Genomic DNA, 18535 nt, shown 5'->3' on the forward strand with positions numbered 1-18535 from the left:
GGTGGACATGGAGCTTCCCCAGGTCCTGTCCGAATTCGGGGTGGTCTTCCTCCTCTTCGCCATCGGGCTGGAACTGCCGCTGTCGCGCCTGCGGGCGATGCGGCGCTACATCTTCGGCCTGGGGCTGATGCAGGTCGTCCTGACCAGCGCCGCCATCGCCGCCGTCGCCTACGCGCTGGGCGAGGGCATGGCGGCGGCGCTGGTGATCGGCGGCATGCTGGCCTTCTCCTCCACCGCCACGGTGCTGAAGCTGCTGGTCGAGCGCGGGGAGACGGTGGCGCGGTTCGGGCGCGTGTCGGTCGCCGTGCTGATCTTCCAGGATCTCGCCGTCGTGCCGCTGCTGACCCTGCTGCCGCTGCTGGCCGGCGGCGACACCAGCATCCCCTGGGCGCTCGCCCTGGCCGGGGTCAAGGCCGTCGCGGCGATCGGCGCCATCATGCTGCTGGGCCGTTTCGTGGTGCGGCCGGTCTATCACTTCGTGGCCTCGGCCAAGAGTCCGGAAGTGTTCACGGCGACCAACCTGCTGGTCGTCCTGGCGGTCGCCTGGCTGACGGCGGAGGCCGGCATGTCGATGGCGCTGGGCGCCTTCCTGGCCGGCATGCTGATGGCCGACACCGCCTACCGCCATCAGGTGGAGGCCGACATCGAGCCGTTCCGCGGCCTGCTGCTCGGCCTGTTCTTCATGACGGTGGGCATGACGCTGGACCTGCCCGCCATGCTCCGGCGCGCCGACGACATCCTGATGGTGACCGCGGCGCTCCTGGTCGGGAAGAGCATCCTGCTGTTCCTGCTCTGCCGCCTGTCGGGACTCGGTCTGGCGACCTCGCTGCGCATCGGGCTGCTGCTGTCGCAGGGCGGCGAGTTCGCCTTCGTGCTGATCGGCAAGGCGACGCGGCTGACGGTGCTGGAGGGCGAGACCGGGCTGCTGCTGTCCTCCTGCGTGGCGCTCAGCATGGCGGTCACGCCGCTGGTCGGCGCCATCGCCCAGCGGCTGGCCCAGAGGGTCGAGGCCCGCTACGGCGCCGAGGCCTTCGGCGTGGAGACCAGCGACATCACCGGCCATGTGCTGATCGCCGGCTACGGCCGGGTCGGGCGCGCCGTCGCGCGGCTGCTGCGCACCCACGACATCCCTTACGTCGCGCTCGACCTCGACCCGCAGCGGGTGGCGGCGGCGCGGGCCGAGGGGCTGCCGGTCTATTACGGCGATTCCAGCCAGATCGGCGTTCTCCGCGCCGCCGGAATCGAGCGGGCGCGGGCCGCCGTCATCACCGTCAACCGCCCGGACATGGCGGAGCGCGCCGTGGAGGCCATCCGCCGCGCCGCCCCGCGCCTGGCCATCGCCGCCCGCGCCCACGATCTTGACCGCGGCGCGCGGCTGAAGAAGGCCGGAGCCAGCGCCGTGGTGCCCGAGACGCTGGAGGCCAGCCTGCAACTGGCCAGCCTCGTGCTGCGCAACGCCGGTGTCGACGCCGAGACCATCGACCAGAGCCTGAAGAGCGTCCGCGACCGCGGCTACGACGCGCTCAGCGAGCCGGCCGGCCAGAACGACTGACCGACCCCGTCAGCGCTCGACCCGCCACAGGTCGAAGACGGCGCCGCGGTAGACCTCCGCCGCGCCCGGCGGCGGTTTCAGCCCCGCCGCGTGGAAGACGTTGGAGAACATCACCAGCACGTAATCGTACTTGTCCCGCCAGCCGACGTAGTGCGGGCAGGGCTCGACATGGTCGCGCAGCGTCGCCTCTTCGGGGCGGGAGAGCAGGCGCACGTCCACCGGAACCCCCTCGTAGATCGCCATGCAACGGTCGCGGTCGGGCTGGGTCACGGTCAGCGGCTGCTTGCCCGGATGGCTGAACAGGGTCGGGACGAACGCACGCCGCTCCACGGTGATCAGCGACGGCAGATGGATCAGGCTGGGCAAGGCGACCAGCGCGTGCCGCCAGGGCGGCTGGGTGAGCAGGAACTCCCGCGTGTTGCAGCAGCCGGCCTCCCGCCCCGCCCAGGCGATCAGGACGGAGCGTCCCGGCTCGATCCGCTCCATGGCGCGGCGCAGGTCGGCCACATCGTCCTCATAGGCCAGCCAGTTGAGCGTCAGCACGCCGGTCCGCACCGTCAGCAGGGCGAGCAGCCCGGCGGCGAAGACCGCCGCGGCGCGGGCGCTGGGAAAGCGGATGTCGGTGCCGGCCACCAGCAGGAAGGCCGCAAGGATCCAGAAGCGGATCGACACGAAATAGGTGCCGAAGAAGGGGTCCGGCACGACGAAGAAGGCCAGCGCGAACAGCCCCGCCGCCAGCAGCATCGCCGGCGCAGCGCGCAGCCAGCCGGCCAGACGCGCCGCCACCATGCCGCCGAGGATCAGCAGCAGGGTCGCCACGTCCAGCAGCGTGTTGTAGTTCAGGACCGGGGCCAGCATGTCGTGCAGCCGGTAGCGCCACTGCTTCAGCTCGGTCAGCTTCTTCAGCCGCCAGTAGAACTCCTTCAGCAGCAGGACCGGCGTGCTGTCGCGGGCGCCCACCGCCGCCGCGTCGGACTGCAGGAGATGCGTCCCCACCGTGCCGGCGAACAGCGCCGCGGGAAGGACCAGCAGCGCGGCGAAGCGCAGGGCGTCGCGCCCGAGATTGGCAAGCGTCAGCGGCTTGCGCCCCCGCCCCACATACTTCACCGCCTCCACCGCGAACAGGCAGAGCAGGAAGGAGCCGAGCACGATGGCGTGGGCGAAGTAGAGGAACAGGGCGCAGCCCATCCCCACCGGCACCTGCCAGCGCCGCCCCGCCAGCGCGATCCACAGCGACAGCCCGACCAGCAGGAAGCCGAGGCCGAGCGAGAAGCTCATGAAGCCGCCGATCAGCGTGGCGTTGTAGATGAACAGCGCGCCGCACAGCGGCCACAGGCTCCACCGCCCGAACAGCGTGCGGTTCAGCAGCATCGCCCCGAACAGGGTCAGCAGCCCGGCCAGCGCCATGTAGACCCGCCCGGCGACGTACAGCGGCAGCACGCTGGCCAGCGGCAGCATGACCGCCTCCATCAGCAGGTTCGGGACCGGCGTCAGGGAGGCGGTGTAATGGTCGGCCAGAAAGGGATCGGTCCGGAAATGCAGCAGAACGTCCACCCGCGCCAGATGGTTCGGGTAGTCGAGCAGCGGCGGCATTTCCACGAGGATGAGCGGCAGCAGAAGCAGCGCCAGGATCACCGGCAGCACGAGCAGCAGCGGCGGCGACCAGGCTCCGGCCCCGGCGTCCGTCCGCAAGGCGGCGGGGCCGGGGCCGGATGCCCGCGACAGTCCTGAATGGTCCACCGGCGCCTCCTGCATTTGGTGCAATGCGGAAGGCTCAACACATCCGCCGTCCGCATCGCCAGAAGGCAATGGCGTTACGGATCGGCGTTGGACTTAGTCCATGGCCCGGACGGGGCAGGCTCCATGGCCCGCCGCGGCTCCATTGGCATGAGGCCGGGCGCCCTGCCCGCCCCTTTTCGCGGGTAGGCCGGGCACCGCCGGCGTAGCGTCACGGCTGCGGGAAGACCCGGGCGCGGTCGATGTGGACGGTGCACTGGTCACCAAGGCGCAGGCCCAGGGCGGTCAGCCGTTCGCGGTCCATCTCGGCCTCCAGCGGCAGGCCGGCGAGGTCGATCTCGATCCGCGCGTCCGGCCCCACCACATGGATGCCCGACACCCGGCCCGGCCCGCCGGCGCTGGGGCTGAGGCCGAGGTCGTGCGGGCGCACATAGGCGATGGCCGGGCCGCGGACCGTGCCATCGGCGGGGATGGACAGCGCCCCGTTGGCCGTCCGCGCCACCCCATCCGCCACAATGCAGTCGAAGCGGTTCACTTGCCCCAGGAACTCGTAGACGAAGGCGGAGGCCGGACGGTCGTAGACGTCCGCCGGGCTGCCCACCTGCTCGATCCGGCCCTGGCTCATCACCACCACGCGGTCGGCCAGTTCCAGCGCCTCCTCCTGGTCATGGGTGACGAAGACGGAGGTGATGTGGATGTCCTCGTGCAGCTTGCGCAGCCAGCGCCGCAGCTCCTTGCGCACCTTGGCGTCGAGCGCGCCGAACGGTTCGTCGAGCAGCAGCACCTTCGGCTCGATGGCGAGCGCGCGGGCCAGCGCCACGCGCTGCCGCTGCCCGCCGGAGAGCTGCGCCGGATAGCGGTCGGCGAAATGGGCGAGCTGGACCAGGTCCAGCAGCTCCATGACCCGCCGCTTGATCTCGGTGGAGGTCGGGCGCTGGCCGCGCGGCCGCACCTTCATCCCGAAGGCCACGTTCTCGAAGACGGTCATGTGGCGGAACAGCGCGTAATGCTGGAAGACGAAGCCGACCTGCCGCTCCCGCGGGGTGAGGCTCAAAGCCTCCTCCCCGTTGAGCAGGAGGCTGCCGGAATCGGCGAACTCCAGCCCCGCCATGATGCGCAGCAGGGTCGTCTTGCCCGACCCCGAGGGACCGAGCAGGGCCAGAAGCTCGCCCGAGCGGACTTCGAGGTCCACCGAATCGAGCGCGCGGAAACTGCCGAATTGCTTGGTGATGCCGGAAACCTGGATCGCCATGACGTGCGTCGCCTCAATGCCGGGTGGCCGCCAGCTCAGCCCCGAAGCGCCATTCCAGCACCGACTTCACGACCAGCGTGACGAGGGCGAGCATGGCCAGCACCGAGGCCACCGCGAAGGCAGCGACCAAGTTGTATTCGTTGTAGAGGATCTCGACATGCAGGGGCATCGTGTTGGTCTCGCCCCGGATGTGGCCGGACACCACCGACACCGCGCCGAACTCGCCCATCGCGCGGGCGTTGCACAGCAGGACGCCGTACAGCAGGCCCCATTTGATGTTCGGAAGGGTGACGCGCCAGAAGGTCTGCCAGCCGGACGCGCCCAGCACCAGCGCCGCCTCCTCCTCCTCGTTGCCCTGCTCCTGCATCAGCGGGATCAGCTCGCGGGCGACGAAGGGGAAGGTGACGAAGACGGTGGCGAGCACCAGCCCCGGCACCGCGAAGATGATCTGGATGCCCTGCGATTTCAGGAACGGCCCCATCAGCCCGTGCAGCCCGAACAGCAGCACGTAGATCAGGCCGGAGATCACCGGCGACACCGAGAAAGGCAGGTCGATCAGCGTGATCAGCACGTCCTTGCCGCGGAAGTCGAACTTGGCGATGCACCAGGACGCCGCCACGCCGAAGAGGAGGTTCATCGGCACGGCGATGGCCGCGACGATCAGCGTCAGCTTGATCGCCGCCACCGCGTCCGGCTCCATCAGGGCCGCCCAGTAGGCGTCCGTGCCGCGGCGCAGCGCCTCCACGAAGACCGCGACCAGCGGCAGGACCAGGAACAGCAGCAGGAAGGCCAGCGCCGTGGCGATCAGAAGCCCCTTCACCCACCGGCTGTCGGCCAGCGCCGGCGTGAAGCCGACGGCTTTCTTAACGAGCATGGCGCGACCTCATCCAGGCTTGCAGCAGGTTCAGGGCCAGCAGAAGCACGAAGGACGCCATCAGCATCAGCACGCCGACCGCGGCGGCGCCGGCATAGTCGTACTGCTCCAGCTTGATGACGATCAGCAGCGGAAGGATCTCCGACAGGCCGGGGATGTTACCGGCGATGAAGATCACCGATCCATACTCCCCCACCCCGCGGGCGAAGGCCAGCGCGAAGCCGGTCAGCAGCGCCGGCAGCAGCGCCGGGAACACCACCCGCCGGAAGGCCTGCCAGCGGGTGGCGCCCAGCGCGGCGGCGGCCTCCTCCTCCTCCGGCGGCAGGTCCTGGAGGATCGGCTGCACGGTGCGGACCACGAAGGGCAGGCCGATGAAGGTCAGGGCGATGGCGATGCCCAGCGGCGTGAAGGCCACCCTCAGCCCGAACCACTCCATCAGCAGGGAGCCGATCCAGCCGTTGGGCGCGTAGAGCGCGCTGAGCGCGATGCCGGCCACCGCGGTGGGCAGGGCGAAGGGCAGGTCCACCAGCGCATCGACGATCCGGTCGCCGGGAAAGCGGTAGCGCACCAGCACCCAGGCGACGATGAAGCCGAAGACGGCGTTGATCGCGGCGGCGGCCAGCGACAGCCCGAAACTGACCTTGAAGGCGGCCAGGACGCGCGGCGTCAGCACCGCGTCCCAGAAGCCGGACCAGCCCAGCCCCGCCGCCTTCAGCGCCAGCGCGGCCAGCGGCAGCAGGACGATCAGGGACAGATAGGTCAGCGTGAATCCCAGGGTCAGCCCGAAGCCGGGCAGGACGCTGGGTTTCCGAAGAACGCTCAACACCGTGCCCCCCGCATTGGGGAGCACGGCGTCGCTCGTGGTTGCCGCGACCACGGGTCAGCGGCCCTTCTGATAGATCTGGTCGAAGACGCCGCCATCCGCGAAGTGCTTCTCCTGCGCCGTGCGCCAGCCCCCGAAGGAACCGTCGATGGTCACGAGCTTAACATTCGGGAAGCGATCCGCATACCGTGCAGCGACCTCCGGCAGGCGCGGGCGGTAGAAGTTCTTCGCCGCGATCTCCTGCGCCTCGGGGGTATAGAGGAAGTTCAGGTAGGCTTCCGCCGCCTTCCGGGTGCCCTTGCGGTCCACCACCGAATCGACGACCGTGACCGGCGGCTCCGCCAGGATCGACAGCGACGGCACGACGATGTCGAACTTGTCGGCGCCGAACTCCTGGAGCGACAGGAAGGCCTCGTTCTCCCAGGCCAGCAGCACGTCGCCGAGCTGCCGCTGCGTGAAGGTGACGGTGGAACCGCGGGCGCCGCTGTCCAGCACCGGCACGTTCTTGAACAGGTCGGCGACGAACTGCTTGGCCTTGGCCTCGTCGTTGCCGTTCTTCTCCAGCGAATAGGCCCAGGCGGCGAGATAGTTCCAGCGCGCCCCGCCCGAGGTCTTCGGATTCGGGGTGATGACCTGAACGCCCGGCTTCAGAAGGTCGTCCCAATCCTTGATCTGCTTCGGGTTGCCCTTGCGGACCAGGAAGACGATGGTCGAGGTGTAGGGGGAGCTGTTGTTCGGCAGGCGCGTCTGCCAGGTCTTCGGCAGGGCGCCGGAGTCGGCGATGGCGTCGATGTCGTAGGCCAGCGCCAGCGTCACCACGTCGGCGTCCAGCCCGTCGATGACCGAACGCGCCTGCTTGCCCGACCCGCCGTGCGACTGCTTGACGGACACCGTCTGGCCGTTTTCCTCCTGCCACTTCTTGGCGAACGCCTTGTTGAACTCCACATAAAACTCACGCGTGGGGTCGTAGGAGACGTTCAGCAGAGTGGTCTGCGCCTTGGCCGGCGCGATGGTCAGCATGGCGAGGGCGACACCCGCGGCCAACGCGGACAGCCGGCCAACGGGAAACCGGTTCGCGCGGAGCGCGGAGAGCCGATCACGAAACGACATGGCACACTCCCTCGGTATGGTTCATTGGGGGACGGATGCCGGCCCTCCGGGCCAAGCACCGCACCGCTGTTCACAAAACCGGCCATTGCACCGGATCGACTGGGCCGTATTCACATTCTTTATAATGTATATGCAATATCCATTTGCCTCCTAGAGTTTGCATGATTCCGGGAAGGCCGCAAGGCTGTTTTTTGTCATTTCCCGCGAGACGCCGCGTACATTCCACAAAGCACTGTGAAATCGCCGTCCCGCGGATCGGGCTGGATGCGATGCGCCGGATCGCTATCATGCGCGCCCTCTCCGCCTCCTGTCCCGAACCGCCATGTCCGAAACAGTCCAGCCCCCCTCCTCCGCCCTCCTGACCGCCCTACTGGAGGCCGAACGCGCGCTCGGCCGGCTGGCGGAGGTGGCGCAGGACCCGACGCGCCGCCGGCGGCTGTGGGCCGACGCGGCGCGTCGGGAGTCCTGCGCGGCGGCGCGGCTCGACGGGGTGGCGGTGGATTCCGCGGACTTCCTGGTGGCGACCATCGGCACCGACCTCGTGCCCACCGCCGGGCGTGGGGCGGCGCAATCGGTCCGCGCGCTGTGGCAGGGCGCCCTGTTCACGCAGGGCGTCATCGCCGCCCCCGCCCGCCGCGCGGAAAACACCCGCGCAGCGCTGCCGTCCGGCGGGGCCGCCGCCGACGCCTGGCGCGCGGTGGCGGAGTTGGAAGCCGGGGCGGACAGCCGCTTCCCCTTCCCGTCGGACGAGGAGGACGGCGACGCCGCCCCCATCGCGGACGACGCGCCCCCGGCCTGGACCTTGGGGTGGTCGGAAGCGCTGTGGCGCTGCCTTCAGGCGGAGGTGTCGGGCCGCGATCCCGGACGGCTGGCCTTCTCGGCCGAGCGCGAGGCGGAGGCCGCGACCCTGCTCAAGCGGCTGGACCACGCCGGGGATTCGCCGGCCCTGCTCGGCGGCGTGGGCATGCTGGCCGAACTGCTGCGCCCGGCGCCCGACCTGCGGATTCCCGGCTGGGCGGTGCCCTCGGCCCGGCTGATGGGGGCGCTGGCGGTGGCGCGCTGCTGCCGGGTGCCGACCGTCTGGCTGCCGATGTCGGTGTCCCTGCACGCCGACCGCACGACCGCCGGCCTCGCCGCCCGCGGGCGGGAGGAGGGGTGGCGGCTGTGGCTGGCCGACACGGTGGCGGAGACGGCGCGGCGGGAGCGGGAGCGGGCCCTGTCCCTGGACCGCACGGCGGAGGGCTGGCAACAGCGGGTGGGGGCCAAGCGCCGCAACTCCCGCCTCCCGGACCTGCTGGACCTCCTCTTCGAGGAGCCGGCGCTGACCGTACGGCGGGCGCAGAAGCGGCTGGGCAGCACCTTCCGCGGCGCCCAGCTGCTGGTGGACGAGCTTCTGGAAGCAGGGATCCTGCGCGAGGCGACGAACCGCGCGCTGGACCGCGTGTTTATCGCCGTGGACCTTGTGCCCTGATGCGGCTGGAACGGATCAGATGTCGCCCATCAGATGTCGCCCATCAGATGTCGAAGTTGACGGGCAGGCCGCCGGTCGCCTGACGGTGGCGCAGGGCGTCGGACAGGGTCTGGTTGTCGAGCACCTGCGCGGTGGCGTCGCGCACCTGGACCATCAGCCAGCGCACCGAACAGGTCGGCGGGTCGATGCAGTCCTCGCAGGGACGGAAGGAATTCTTGCTGGCGCAGGGAATCGGCGCCAGATGCCCGTCGATCAGCCGGATCACCTCGCCGAAGGAAATCTCCTCCGCCGGACGTGCCAGCCGGTAGCCGCCGCTCTTGCCGCGCTTGGCGAACAGCAGGCCATGCTTGCGCAGTTCCACCAGAATGGCTTCCAGGAACTTGCGCGGGATGTTCTCCCGCTCGGCGATTTCGGCGATCAGGACGAGTTCGTCATCCGTCCGCTCGGCCAGCATGATCAGCGCACGCAGGGCGTATTTGGCTTTTTGCGACAGCATTCGGTCCGGCACCGCCCCCCGCGGCGGAATGGGATAAAGATAAAGTGCACTCCATATAGCCGTGTTGCCCAGGAATTGGTACCGGTTCTTGCCCTGGAAAACGGTGGCGCGTAAGGTCGGACACGAATTGATCCCTGACCATTGATCACTGACCGGCGAAGGACGCGGCATGCAGACCATCATCGTTCCCGTCACTCCGTTCCAGCAGAACTGCACGGTGCTCTGGTGTCCGGAGACGATGAGGGGCGCCGCCGTCGACCCCGGCGGCGATCTTCCGCGCATCCTGCGCGCCGCCCAGTCGAAGGGCGTGACGCTTGAGAAGATCCTGGTCACCCATGGCCACATCGACCATGCCGGCGCCGTCGCCGACCTCGCCGACGAGTTGAAGCTGCCCATCGAAGGGCCGCACCGCGAGGACCAGTTCTGGATCGACGGCATGCCGATGCAGAGCCAGATGTTCGGCTTCCCGCCGGTCCGTTCCTTCACGCCGGACCGCTGGCTGGAGGAAGGCGACACGGTGACGGTCGGCAACCTGACGCTGGACGTCCACCACTGCCCGGGCCACACGCCGGGCCATGTCGTCTTCGTGCACAAGCCCAGCCGGATCGCCATCGTCGGCGACGTGCTGTTCCAGGGCTCCATCGGCCGCACCGACTTCCCCAAGGGCAACCACGGCGACCTGATCGAATCGATCCGCAGCAAGCTGTTCCCGCTGGGCGACGACGTGACCTTCATCCCCGGCCACGGCCCGACCTCGACCATCGGGGAGGAGCGCCTCTACAACCCCTTCCTCAACGACTGACGGCTGGGGAATGGCCGATCCGACACCATCGGACCGGCCCTTCTTCCATCAGGCCCCCGTCTCGATCGACAGCGCCATCGGCGGCGGGTTGGCCAGCGTCTGGTAGACGACGCAGTAGCGCTCGGTCAGCTTGGTCAGGGTGGCGATGCGCTCCGCCGGCTCGTCGGTGTCCAGGTCGAAGCGCAGGCGGATGGCGCGGAAGCCGACCGGCGCGTCCTTCGCCACGCCCAGAGTGCCGCGGAAATCCAGGTCGCCCTCCGCCGACACGGTGCCGCCGCGCAGCTTGAATTCCAGCGCCGTGGCGACCGCCTTCAGCGTCACCCCCGCGCAGGCCACCAGGGCCTCCAGCAGCATGTCGCCGGAGCAGGCCTGTGTGCCCGGCCCGCCGGTCGCCGGATGCAGGCCGGCCTCGACCAGCGCGCGGCCCGTCTCGACCTTGCAGGCGATGCCGGAATCGTCCAGCGCCCCGCGGGCCTTCAGCGTGACCACCGCCGAGTCCGGGGCCTCCTTGTACTTGTCCTTCAGCGGCGCCTGGAGCGCGCGCAGATCCTGTGCATCCATACCCGTGCGTTTCCTCTGTACGGTTCGGCTTCTTGATTTGTGCGACCCGCGGATGATGGACCGCAAACACCATCCCGGCAATGCCCAAAGCAAGACCCGCCGCCCCATCCCCATGCCCCTTTTTGTTGCTCGTCCAGCGGCGGCGCTTGGGCGTAAGGTTTCGTTAACGAAACACGGGATGCGGGGGTTGGAACCATGCTGCGACTGGGCACGAAGGTCCGGCATCATGGGCAGGACGCCATGGTGATCGCCCGGACCTTGGGAGGGCATCCGTCCTACGATCTGCGGCTGGCCGACGGCAGCATCGTGAAATACGCCCAGGAGGCGGACTGCGAAGCCATGCTGTCCGATGGCGGTCTCCGGCCGGCCGGCGGCGGCGGCGCGGCGGAGAGGCGCACCGGCTGAGCGGCCGGACGTGACCGGACTTGGGCCAGACTTGGCCAGACTTGGGCAACCGGCGAGAGCGCCGTTGCCCAAACCCCTCCGCCCGCGCAATATCGCGCGATGGAACGGCTTGAAGACGATGGCGGCGACCTGCGGCGGCGCTGGCGGGTGATCGAAGGGGGCGGACCTCCGGTCGAGGCGTCCGGCCCGCCCCGGCATGGCGACGCGCGCCCGGACGGCGCCGCGGAGGCCACGGCGCGCCCGGTGCCCGAGGATTATGGGCTGACCCGGGAGGATTTGCGGATCTGGTACGCGCCGGGCCGCGTCGGAGCCCTGCTCGCCCTGGCGGCAACGGTCGGCATGGCGGGCCTGCAGGCCTACGACGCCGGGCGGCTGTCCGATCCCTGGATTCTGGGCGCCCTGCCCGGCCTGCTCTACGGCACCCTGATCGGCGGATTCGCCGGAATGGGGCTGATGGTGCTGGTCCACTGGTGCGACCCGCTGGTCGGCATGGCCTGGCCGGCCTACGCGCGGTTGCGCCGCTACCGCGACGCGCTGGCCGCCGCGGTCGCCGCCGAGCGGAGCGTCAACGAACGGATGCCCTGACCAGCGGAAGGCCGCCGCTGCCACCAGTGGTGGAAATGCAGGGCCTATCCCATTCGAACGATGGTGCAGCGGCGCGCCGACCCAATCTGCTTAAGAGCAGACAGGAGAAACGCAGTGAACCGATTCGACGAAAAAGTTTATCGCGTGACGAAGCGCCGGGACGGGCCGAGCCTCCAGGAGCAGAAAAGCCAGCTGCTCCGCCTGAAGCAGGATCTCGACCAGTTCAAGTCCCGGCAGGCGGGCGCCGCGGTCGTCGGCAGCCTGCAGGCGCGCATCCGGGAGCTGGAAGCCTCGGTCACCCACGCCGAGGCGGCACGGGTCACGGACCGCGAGTCCCGCCGCCCCCGTGGCGGCGAGGAGGACGCGGAGTCCGGCGCCATGCCGATGGCGGACGGCACCATGCGCGCCACCTCCAGCCGCTTCCCGCCGCGCGGGCGGCCCGGACGGACCTTCTGAGGCGCAAACGACATCACCCCCACGGCCCGGACCATCCTCCGGGCCGTTGCTCTGTCTGGTTGCCCGCGGCCGGGTCGAACCAGGGTCCGGTTGATCCAGATCAGGGCGGGTCCTGGTCATAACTCATACCTTTGGATCGGTTCCAAGACCTTAGTCTGATGCTTTGGTCTGGACCGGACGTCCGAATCGAGCGCGCCCTTCCTGGCGCCGAAGCGAGACAGACCAGGGGTGCATGTCATGACCTTCTCCGTCGCCACCATTGCCGCCGACGCCGTCGCCCCGCCGCCGATGCCCGCCCCGCCGACGCGGGCGGCGGAGACGGTGACCGGCCGCTGCGCCGGCTGTTCGGCGCGGAGCAAGGGGCTGTGCGGCGCCCTGACCGCGGGGGACCTGCCGGACCTGTCGACGACGTCCCGGCCGCTGGACCTTCTGTCGGCGACCCCGGTGGTCATGGAGGGGGAGGAGGCCGTGGCCGTCTTCACCGTCATGTCGGGCATGCTGAAGCTCTACAAGACCCTGCCGGACGGCCGGCAGCAGATCACCGGATTCGCCACCGCGGGCGACGTGATCGGGCTGGCCGTGGGCACGGGCTACGCCTACACCGCGGAGACGGTCACCGCCTCCACCGTCTGCCGGATGTCGCGGACGGCGCTGCGCCGCCTGATGGAGCGGCACCCGGCGGTTCAGGGGCGGCTGCTCGCCATGACCTCGGTCGAGCTGTCGGCGGCGCAGGACCAGATCCTGCTGCTCGGCTGCAAGACGGCGGTGGAGCGGGTGTCCAGCTTCCTTCTCGCCCTGTCGCGGCGGTCGCGGCCCCTGGCCGACGGCACGCCCAGCGTCTTCCTTCCCATGCCGAAGGTGGACATCGGCGCCTATCTCGGCCTGCGCCCCGAAACGCTGTCGCGCGTCCTGCGCAAGCTGGAGGGCGCCGGAGCGATCACCCGCCTGACCAACGACCGCATCCGCATCGAGAATCCGGCGGTGCTCGAAGCCGCCGCCTGATCCCCCGCTCCATTCCGTTTCAGGCCCGGCCCGCCACCGGATAGCCGTCGCCGCCGAACCCCGCCGCCACGTCCTTCACGAAGGCCTGCCCGACCCGGCGATAGCCCAGCCGGGTGAAGAGGCCCGCGGCGTCGAGCTTCGGCGCGGTCGCCGCGACGACGCAGCCGCGCTCGTCCACCACCACCGACGAGCAGCCCAGCTTGCGCGCCATCAGGTCGATGCCGTCGGCCTGCGCCGCCGAGGTCACCGCCGCGTCGAACAGCCCCACCGCGATGAAGATCGGCACGGTCAGCACGCGGATCGCCCCTTCGGCGCTGACGCGGTAGCAGAACAGGCCGCGGATGTGCCCGTCGCTCATCTCGCAGGCCATCACCCCGCCGTCGCCGCCATCCTGAAGGAAGAGGGCGGCCACCTGCCGCCACTCGTCCAGGGTCATGTCACGATGCAGGGTCTGGACGACGGGCAGGGCCTGATCGGCCTGGGTCTTGGCGAGCGGCGCGAGGATGAAGCTTCTGGGCATGGGCGGGCGATCCTTTCGCGGGCATTGTCCGCGATGATCCGGGGCGCCGCTTTGATTTTGGTCATGCGTCGCGCCCGCGGCGCGGCCGATGGAGCGATTGCGGTGGGGCGGTGTTTCCACAGGGCACCCCCATCACCGGAGACCGGACATGAGCCCCTACCCGCCGCCCCGGCAGGAACCCGACGTGCCGATCCCCATGCCACTGCCGCCCGACGCCCCGCCGGACGAGCCGGTGGAGGCCCCGCCGATGCCCGGCGAGCCGCAGGAGCCCGTGTAGCGGACCGTCAGGGTCAGGGCTTGCGGCGGTAGAGCGCCATCGCGCGCTCCAGGATGCCGGGCGCCGAATAGTCGCCGAGGAACAGGTCGCCCAGCGCGCGGCGCATCCGCGCCCGGATGCGGGAGCGGATGGCGTTGCGCAACGCCTCCTCCTGCATGTGGCAGCGGCGGCAGAGGTTCTTCGGGCGGGCCTCCGGGTTGCCGGAGGGGCGGACCGGACGGACGACGACCTGCACATCGCGGGTCTCCGCATACTCCACCACGTCGGGCCAGGCCGCCCGCCGCCCGCGCCCGTCGCGCCAGGTCTGGTCGGTCGCGTCGTACCAGCGCCCGTCCGGCAGGCAGCGCACGACGGCGCCGCCGGGCCGCCCGCAGCAGCGGCAGCGGTTCTCCCCGCTGGAGCCCTTGCGGTTGGCCGGATCGAGGTCGGGTCGGAGAATCTTTGCGCGGAGCGGTCTGGTCATGGCTTGATGCCTGCCTCGGGGCCGGGACTGCCCCTGCGGGACGTGGCTCATGACATGGATGGCCGCGGACCGCCAGTGCGAATTTGTGAAAAGTTTTCCAGAGACCGCGCCCTATGGACATGACCTCTCCCGACACATTCACCGCAGGCGAGTCCGCCGACCCGCATCTGGTGCACGAGCTGGCCAGCGCCCACCCCGACGTGGTGACCGCCGCCGCCGCGGGCGTGGCGCGGGTGGCCCATGGCGAGGGGCTGGGGCTGGTGCCGCTCGGCCTGCCGCTGCCCAAGGGCAAGCGCGACCTGCTGGTCCCGGCGGAGCGGCGCGACGCGGTGCTGCTGGAGATCCAGGGCACGCTCGACCGCGCGCGGCGGCGCAACGCCCTGCTCGCCCAGGGGCGCCGCGCGCTGGAGGGCTGGTCGACCAGCCTGCACCCGGCCGACGACCGCACGCGGGTCCGGGCGGTGCGCAGCGACGACCTGCCCTGGCCCGGCCTGCCCGCCCCGGTCCGGCTCCAGGTGTCGCGCGTGCTCGACGCGATGGAGCTGGCCGACCTGACGGACGACGATCTGGCCCTGCGGCTGGAGGGCGACCCGGCGCTGGCCGCCGCGCTGGAGGACGCGCTGTCGCGCACCGCCGCCCGGCTGCACCGCTACGCCGGGGAGGCGGAGGGGGCGGACGATGCCTGGACCTTCGCCTCGCTGGCCGACCGGCTGTCCCGCGCCGCCCGCAACCGCCACGGGGTGGACGAGCTGCTGGAGCGCTGGGACCGCGAGTTCGCCGTCTGGCGCCGCGAGCGGGCGGAGGCGCGCGGCCGCGCCTATGTCGACCGGCATTTCGACCTCGCCCGTTTCGAGAAGCTGTTCCCGGTGGCCCGTGGGCTGGGGCGGCGGCTGGTCCTGGTGGTCGGCCCGACCAACTCCGGCAAGACCCACCACGCCATCGAGGCGCTGAAGGGCGCCTATGACGGCATCTATCTGGCGCCGCTGCGCCTGCTGGCTCTGGAGGTGATGGAGCGGCTGAACGCCGAGGGCACGCCGGCCTCCCTGCTGACCGGCGAGGAGGCGATCGCGACGCCCGGCGCCCGGCACACCGCCTCGACCATCGAGGTGATGGACCCCGACCGCCCGGTGGAGGTGGCGGTGATCGACGAGATCCAGATGCTCGCCGACCCCGACCGCGGCTGGGCCTGGACGGCGGCGCTGATGGGCGCCCCGGCGGAGACCGTCTACATCCTGGGCGCCCCGGAGGCCCGCCCGCTGGTCGAGCGGGTGGCGGCCCATCTCGGCGAGCGGCTGGAGGTGATCGAGCTGGAGCGCAAGGTCCCGCTGACCCTGATCGACCGCCGCCTGAACTGGGAGGAGGTGGAGCCCGGCGACGCGCTGATCGCCTTTTCCCGGCGCGAGATTCATTCCGTGCGCGACACGCTGCGCGCCAAGGGACTGTCGGTCGCCGCGGTCTACGGCGCGCTGGCCCCGGAGGTGCGGCGGCGGGAGGCGGCGCGCTTCCTGTCCGGCGAGGCCGACGTGGTGGTGGCGACCGACGCCATCGGCATGGGGCTGAACCTGCCCTGCCGGCGGGTGCTGTTCACCGCGCTGGAGAAGTTCGACGGGACCAGCGTCCGCCCGCTGAGCGCGACGGAGGTGAAGCAGATCGCCGGCCGCGCCGGGCGGTTCGGCAAGTTCGAGTCGGGGGAGTTCGGCGTGGTCGGGCGGGGCACGCCGCAGGCGCTGCGCACTCTGCTGGAGAAGGCGGACGGGCGGCTGCGCGCCGACGCGCCGCTGACCGTGCGGCCGACCCGCGCCATGCTGTCCCGTCTGGCCGATCACATCGGGACGGAGGAGACGGTCCTGCTGCTCGACTGCGTCGCCGACGCCCGCACGGCGGGGTCGCCCTACCGGGTGGGCGATCTGTCCGGGATGCGGCGGCTGGCGGTGATGCTGGACGAGCGGCGGCTGGCGCTGCCGGCCAAGCTGGACCTGCTGCTGATCCCCGCCGACCTGGAGGACGAGGCGGAGGCCCGCATCCTCGCCGCCATCCTCGGCGCGGTGGAGGCCGGGGAGCCGTCCCCGCTCGGGCGATTCGTCCCGGCGCGGTTGGACGGTCTGGACGGGGCGGCGCTGGAGGGGCTGTCGCGGGCCTGCGACCTCTATTACTGGGCGGCGCGCAAGTTTCCGTCCCTGTTCCCGGAGCGGGAGGCGGTGCGCAGCCGCCGCGGCGAGATCAGCCGGCGTCTGGCCGATCTGCTCGCCACGCGCGGGGCGCGGTCCGCCGGACAGCGGCGCGAGCCACCGCCCAAGGCCGGTTTCCGCGGCGCCCCGCGCAAGCGCTTCGGCCCGCGACGGTAGAGCGGCGGCCGGGGCGGCCCTTACATCCCGCCGGGATAGTTCGGGCCGCCGCCGCCTTCCGGGACGACCCAGTTGATGTTCTGGGTGGGGTCCTTGATGTCGCAGGTCTTGCAGTGCACGCAGTTCTGCGCGTTGATCTGCAGGCGCGGGTCGCTGCCGTTCTCCGCCCGCACGATCTCGTACACGCCCGCCGGGCAGTAGCGCGTCTCCGGCGCGTCGTAGAGCGCCAGATTGACCGCGATCGGCACCGACGCGTCCTTCAGCGTCAGGTGCGCCGGCTGGTCCTCCTCGTGGTTGGTGTTCGACAGATACACCGACGACAGACGGTCGAACGACACCACCCCGTCCGGCTTGGGATAGGCGATCTTCGGCATCTCCGACGCCCGCTTCAGCGTCTCGTGGTCGCCGTGGCGGTGGTGCAGCGTCCACGGCGACTTGCCCTTGGTCGCCGTCTCGTAGGCCGCGTTGGCCAGACCCGCCCACAGACCCTTCTGGAAGCCGGGGCGGATGTTGCGCACCGCGTGCAGCTCCGACCACACCCAGGAGGCCTTCAGCTTCTCCGGATAGGCCGTCGCCTCGCGGGCCGGAGCCTCGGCGGAGAGCAGCTCGAACACCGCCTCGGCCGCCAGCATGCCCGACTTCATCGCGGTGTGGTTGCCCTTGATCTTCGGCACGTTGAGGAAGCCCGCCGCGTCGCCGACGATCAGCCCGCCGGGGAAGGTCAGCCTGGGGATCGACTGGAAGCCGCCCTCCGACAGCGCCCGCGCGCCGTAGGCGATGCGCCGCCCGCCCTCGAAGGTCGGCCGGATCGCCGGGTGGGTCTTGTAGCGCTGGAACTCCTCGAAGGGCGACAGGTGCGGATTCTCGTAGTCGAGCCCGACCACGAAGCCGACCGACACGAGGTTGCCCTCCATGTGGTAGAGCCAGGAGCCGCCGTAGGTCTTGGGGTCCATCGGCCAGCCGATGGTGTGGACGATCAGGCCGGGCTGGGATTTCTCCGGCGCCACCTCCCACAGCTCCTTGATGCCGATGCCGTAGGTCTGGGGATCGGCGTCGCGGCGCAGGTCGAAGCGTTCGAACAGGGTCTTGGTCAGCGAGCCGCGGCAGCCCTCGGCGAAGATGGTCTGCCTGGCGTGCAGCTCCATGCCCGGCGTGTAGTTGGCGGTCTTCTCGCCGTCCTTGCCGATGCCCATGTCGCCGGTGGCGACACCCTTGACAGCACCCGTGTCGTCGTAGAGCACCTCCGCCGCGGCGAAGCCGGGGTAGATCTCCACGCCCAGCTCCTCGGCCTGCCCGGCCATCCAGCGGGCGAGGTTGCCGAGGCTGATGATGTAGTTGCCGTGATTGTGCATCTGCGGCGGGGCGAAGGGCGACTTCAGCGCCTTGGTCTCGGTGAGGAAGAGGAAGCGGTCCTCGCGGGCCGGGGTGGTGAGCGGCGCGCCCTTTTCCTTCCAGTCGGGGATCAGCTCGTCGAGCGCGTGCGGCTCGAACACCGCGCCGGAGAGCAGGTGGGCGCCGACCTCCGAGCCCTTCTCGACGACGCAGACCGACAGGTCCTGCCCGGCCTCGTTGGCGAGCTGTTTCAGGCGGATGGCCGCGCTCAGGCCCGACGGGCCGGCTCCGACGACAAGGACGTCGTACTCCATCACCTCGCGCGGATCGCGATCCATGGTCCCCATGCCTCCCGCTTGATTGAAGCGCCGGGGCCATTTCCGCAGGGTCCGGCGGCTTTCGGAACGGCGTATGCCTTTCGCACCCGCCAAAAAGGATATCTAAGCCCATGTAAGACCACAGGAGCCGTGGT

General features: G+C 70.5%; 19 protein-coding genes (1 of these 19 running past the window's edge). 9 read left to right on the forward strand and 10 right to left on the reverse strand.

All coding sequences use genetic code 11. From position 1 onward, the window contains the following. Positions 1-1552: the 3' portion of a monovalent cation:proton antiporter-2 (CPA2) family protein gene (locus TSH58p_RS25095; protein WP_109071643.1), read on the forward strand. Its footprint begins 149 nt before the window's first position; the window shows 1552 of its 1701 coding nt (coding positions 150-1701); its start codon lies off the left edge, out of view; the stop codon is at positions 1550-1552. Between the two features lie 9 nt (positions 1553-1561). Here the strand turns inward: TSH58p_RS25095 and TSH58p_RS25100 are convergent, their stop codons facing one another. The 5 genes from TSH58p_RS25100 to TSH58p_RS25125 all read right to left on the reverse strand — a co-directional run bounded on the left by TSH58p_RS25100 (position 1562) and on the right by TSH58p_RS25125 (position 7348). Then, on the reverse strand, positions 1562-3292 hold the full coding sequence (locus TSH58p_RS25100) for a hypothetical protein (protein ID WP_247874211.1): 1731 nt from the start codon (positions 3290-3292) through the stop codon (positions 1562-1564). 208 nt (positions 3293-3500) lie between these two features. Then, positions 3501-4541, reverse strand: coding sequence for a sulfate/molybdate ABC transporter ATP-binding protein (locus TSH58p_RS25110; protein WP_109071641.1), 1041 nt, complete (start codon positions 4539-4541; stop codon positions 3501-3503). A 13-nt stretch (positions 4542-4554) separates the two neighbouring features. Beyond that, positions 4555-5415, reverse strand: coding sequence for a sulfate ABC transporter permease subunit CysW (cysW, locus tag TSH58p_RS25115; protein ID WP_109071640.1), 861 nt, complete (start codon positions 5413-5415; stop codon positions 4555-4557). Further along, a complete protein-coding gene (cysT, locus tag TSH58p_RS25120) occupies positions 5405-6238 on the reverse strand; it encodes a sulfate ABC transporter permease subunit CysT (protein WP_247874210.1) in 834 nt (277 codons plus the stop codon). Before cysT ends, cysW begins: the two co-directional genes overlap by 11 nt. Before the next feature lie 57 nt (positions 6239-6295). Next, a complete protein-coding gene (locus TSH58p_RS25125; RefSeq protein ID WP_199230203.1) occupies positions 6296-7348 on the reverse strand; it encodes a sulfate ABC transporter substrate-binding protein in 1053 nt (350 codons plus the stop codon). A 322-nt stretch (positions 7349-7670) separates the two neighbouring features. Here TSH58p_RS25125 and TSH58p_RS34600 point away from each other — a divergent pair, with 322 nt between their 5' ends. Further along, positions 7671-8819: a hypothetical protein gene (locus TSH58p_RS34600; RefSeq protein ID WP_109071638.1), complete on the forward strand. Its 1149-nt coding sequence runs from the start codon at positions 7671-7673 to the stop codon at positions 8817-8819. A gap of 43 nt (positions 8820-8862) precedes the next feature. Here TSH58p_RS34600 and TSH58p_RS25135 read toward each other — a convergent pair whose 3' ends face one another. Then, entirely contained in the window at positions 8863-9315 is a 453-nt protein-coding gene (locus TSH58p_RS25135) for an Rrf2 family transcriptional regulator (RefSeq protein ID WP_014198135.1), read from the reverse strand. 169 nt (positions 9316-9484) lie between these two features. Between TSH58p_RS25135 and TSH58p_RS25140 the strand changes: the two genes are divergently transcribed. Beyond that, positions 9485-10117, forward strand: a complete 633-nt coding sequence (locus tag TSH58p_RS25140) for an MBL fold metallo-hydrolase (RefSeq protein WP_109071637.1) — start codon at positions 9485-9487, stop codon at positions 10115-10117. Positions 10118-10165: 48 nt separating this feature from the next. On the opposite strand, the gene TSH58p_RS25145 is transcribed toward TSH58p_RS25140, so the two are convergent. Next, positions 10166-10678, reverse strand: a complete 513-nt coding sequence (locus TSH58p_RS25145; RefSeq protein WP_109071636.1) for an OsmC family protein — start codon at positions 10676-10678, stop codon at positions 10166-10168. Between the two features lie 195 nt (positions 10679-10873). On the opposite strand from TSH58p_RS25145, the gene TSH58p_RS25150 reads away from it, so the two are divergent. The 4 genes from TSH58p_RS25150 (at position 10874) to TSH58p_RS25165 (ending at position 13126) form a co-directional block, all read left to right on the forward strand. Continuing rightward, positions 10874-11083: a hypothetical protein gene (locus TSH58p_RS25150; RefSeq protein ID WP_109071635.1), complete on the forward strand. Its 210-nt coding sequence runs from the start codon at positions 10874-10876 to the stop codon at positions 11081-11083. 99 nt (positions 11084-11182) lie between these two features. Beyond that, complete coding sequence (locus TSH58p_RS33680; RefSeq protein WP_199230205.1) at positions 11183-11668, forward strand: hypothetical protein; 486 nt, start codon at positions 11183-11185, stop codon at positions 11666-11668. Between the two features lie 144 nt (positions 11669-11812). After that, on the forward strand, positions 11813-12124 hold the full coding sequence (locus TSH58p_RS25160; RefSeq protein WP_247874209.1) for a Gas vesicle protein V: 312 nt from the start codon (positions 11813-11815) through the stop codon (positions 12122-12124). Between the two features lie 237 nt (positions 12125-12361). After that, positions 12362-13126 carry a Crp/Fnr family transcriptional regulator gene (locus TSH58p_RS25165; protein WP_109071633.1) on the forward strand — a complete coding sequence of 255 codons (765 nt, stop codon included), beginning with the start codon at positions 12362-12364 and terminating at the stop codon, positions 13124-13126. Positions 13127-13145: 19 nt separating this feature from the next. Here the strand turns inward: TSH58p_RS25165 and TSH58p_RS25170 are convergent, their stop codons facing one another. Beyond that, complete coding sequence (locus tag TSH58p_RS25170; protein WP_109071632.1) at positions 13146-13646, reverse strand: hypothetical protein; 501 nt, start codon at positions 13644-13646, stop codon at positions 13146-13148. A gap of 148 nt (positions 13647-13794) precedes the next feature. Here TSH58p_RS25170 and TSH58p_RS34500 point away from each other — a divergent pair, with 148 nt between their 5' ends. Next, positions 13795-13923 (forward strand): hypothetical protein, encoded by a 129-nt coding sequence (locus tag TSH58p_RS34500; RefSeq protein ID WP_014197696.1) that lies wholly within the window; start codon positions 13795-13797, stop codon positions 13921-13923. 13 nt (positions 13924-13936) lie between these two features. Here the strand turns inward: TSH58p_RS34500 and TSH58p_RS34280 are convergent, their stop codons facing one another. Further along, on the reverse strand, positions 13937-14386 hold the full coding sequence (locus TSH58p_RS34280; RefSeq protein WP_247874208.1) for a hypothetical protein: 450 nt from the start codon (positions 14384-14386) through the stop codon (positions 13937-13939). A 113-nt stretch (positions 14387-14499) separates the two neighbouring features. Here TSH58p_RS34280 and TSH58p_RS25180 point away from each other — a divergent pair, with 113 nt between their 5' ends. After that, positions 14500-16731 carry a helicase-related protein gene (locus TSH58p_RS25180; protein ID WP_109071631.1) on the forward strand — a complete coding sequence of 744 codons (2232 nt, stop codon included), beginning with the start codon at positions 14500-14502 and terminating at the stop codon, positions 16729-16731. Between the two features lie 20 nt (positions 16732-16751). On the opposite strand, the gene TSH58p_RS25185 is transcribed toward TSH58p_RS25180, so the two are convergent. Next, positions 16752-18401 carry an electron transfer flavoprotein-ubiquinone oxidoreductase gene (locus tag TSH58p_RS25185; protein ID WP_109469615.1) on the reverse strand — a complete coding sequence of 550 codons (1650 nt, stop codon included), beginning with the start codon at positions 18399-18401 and terminating at the stop codon, positions 16752-16754. Positions 18402-18535 lie beyond the last annotated feature (134 nt).

It is taken from the genome of Azospirillum sp. TSH58 (assembly GCF_003119115.1).
GTDB lineage: Bacteria > Pseudomonadota > Alphaproteobacteria > Azospirillales > Azospirillaceae > Azospirillum.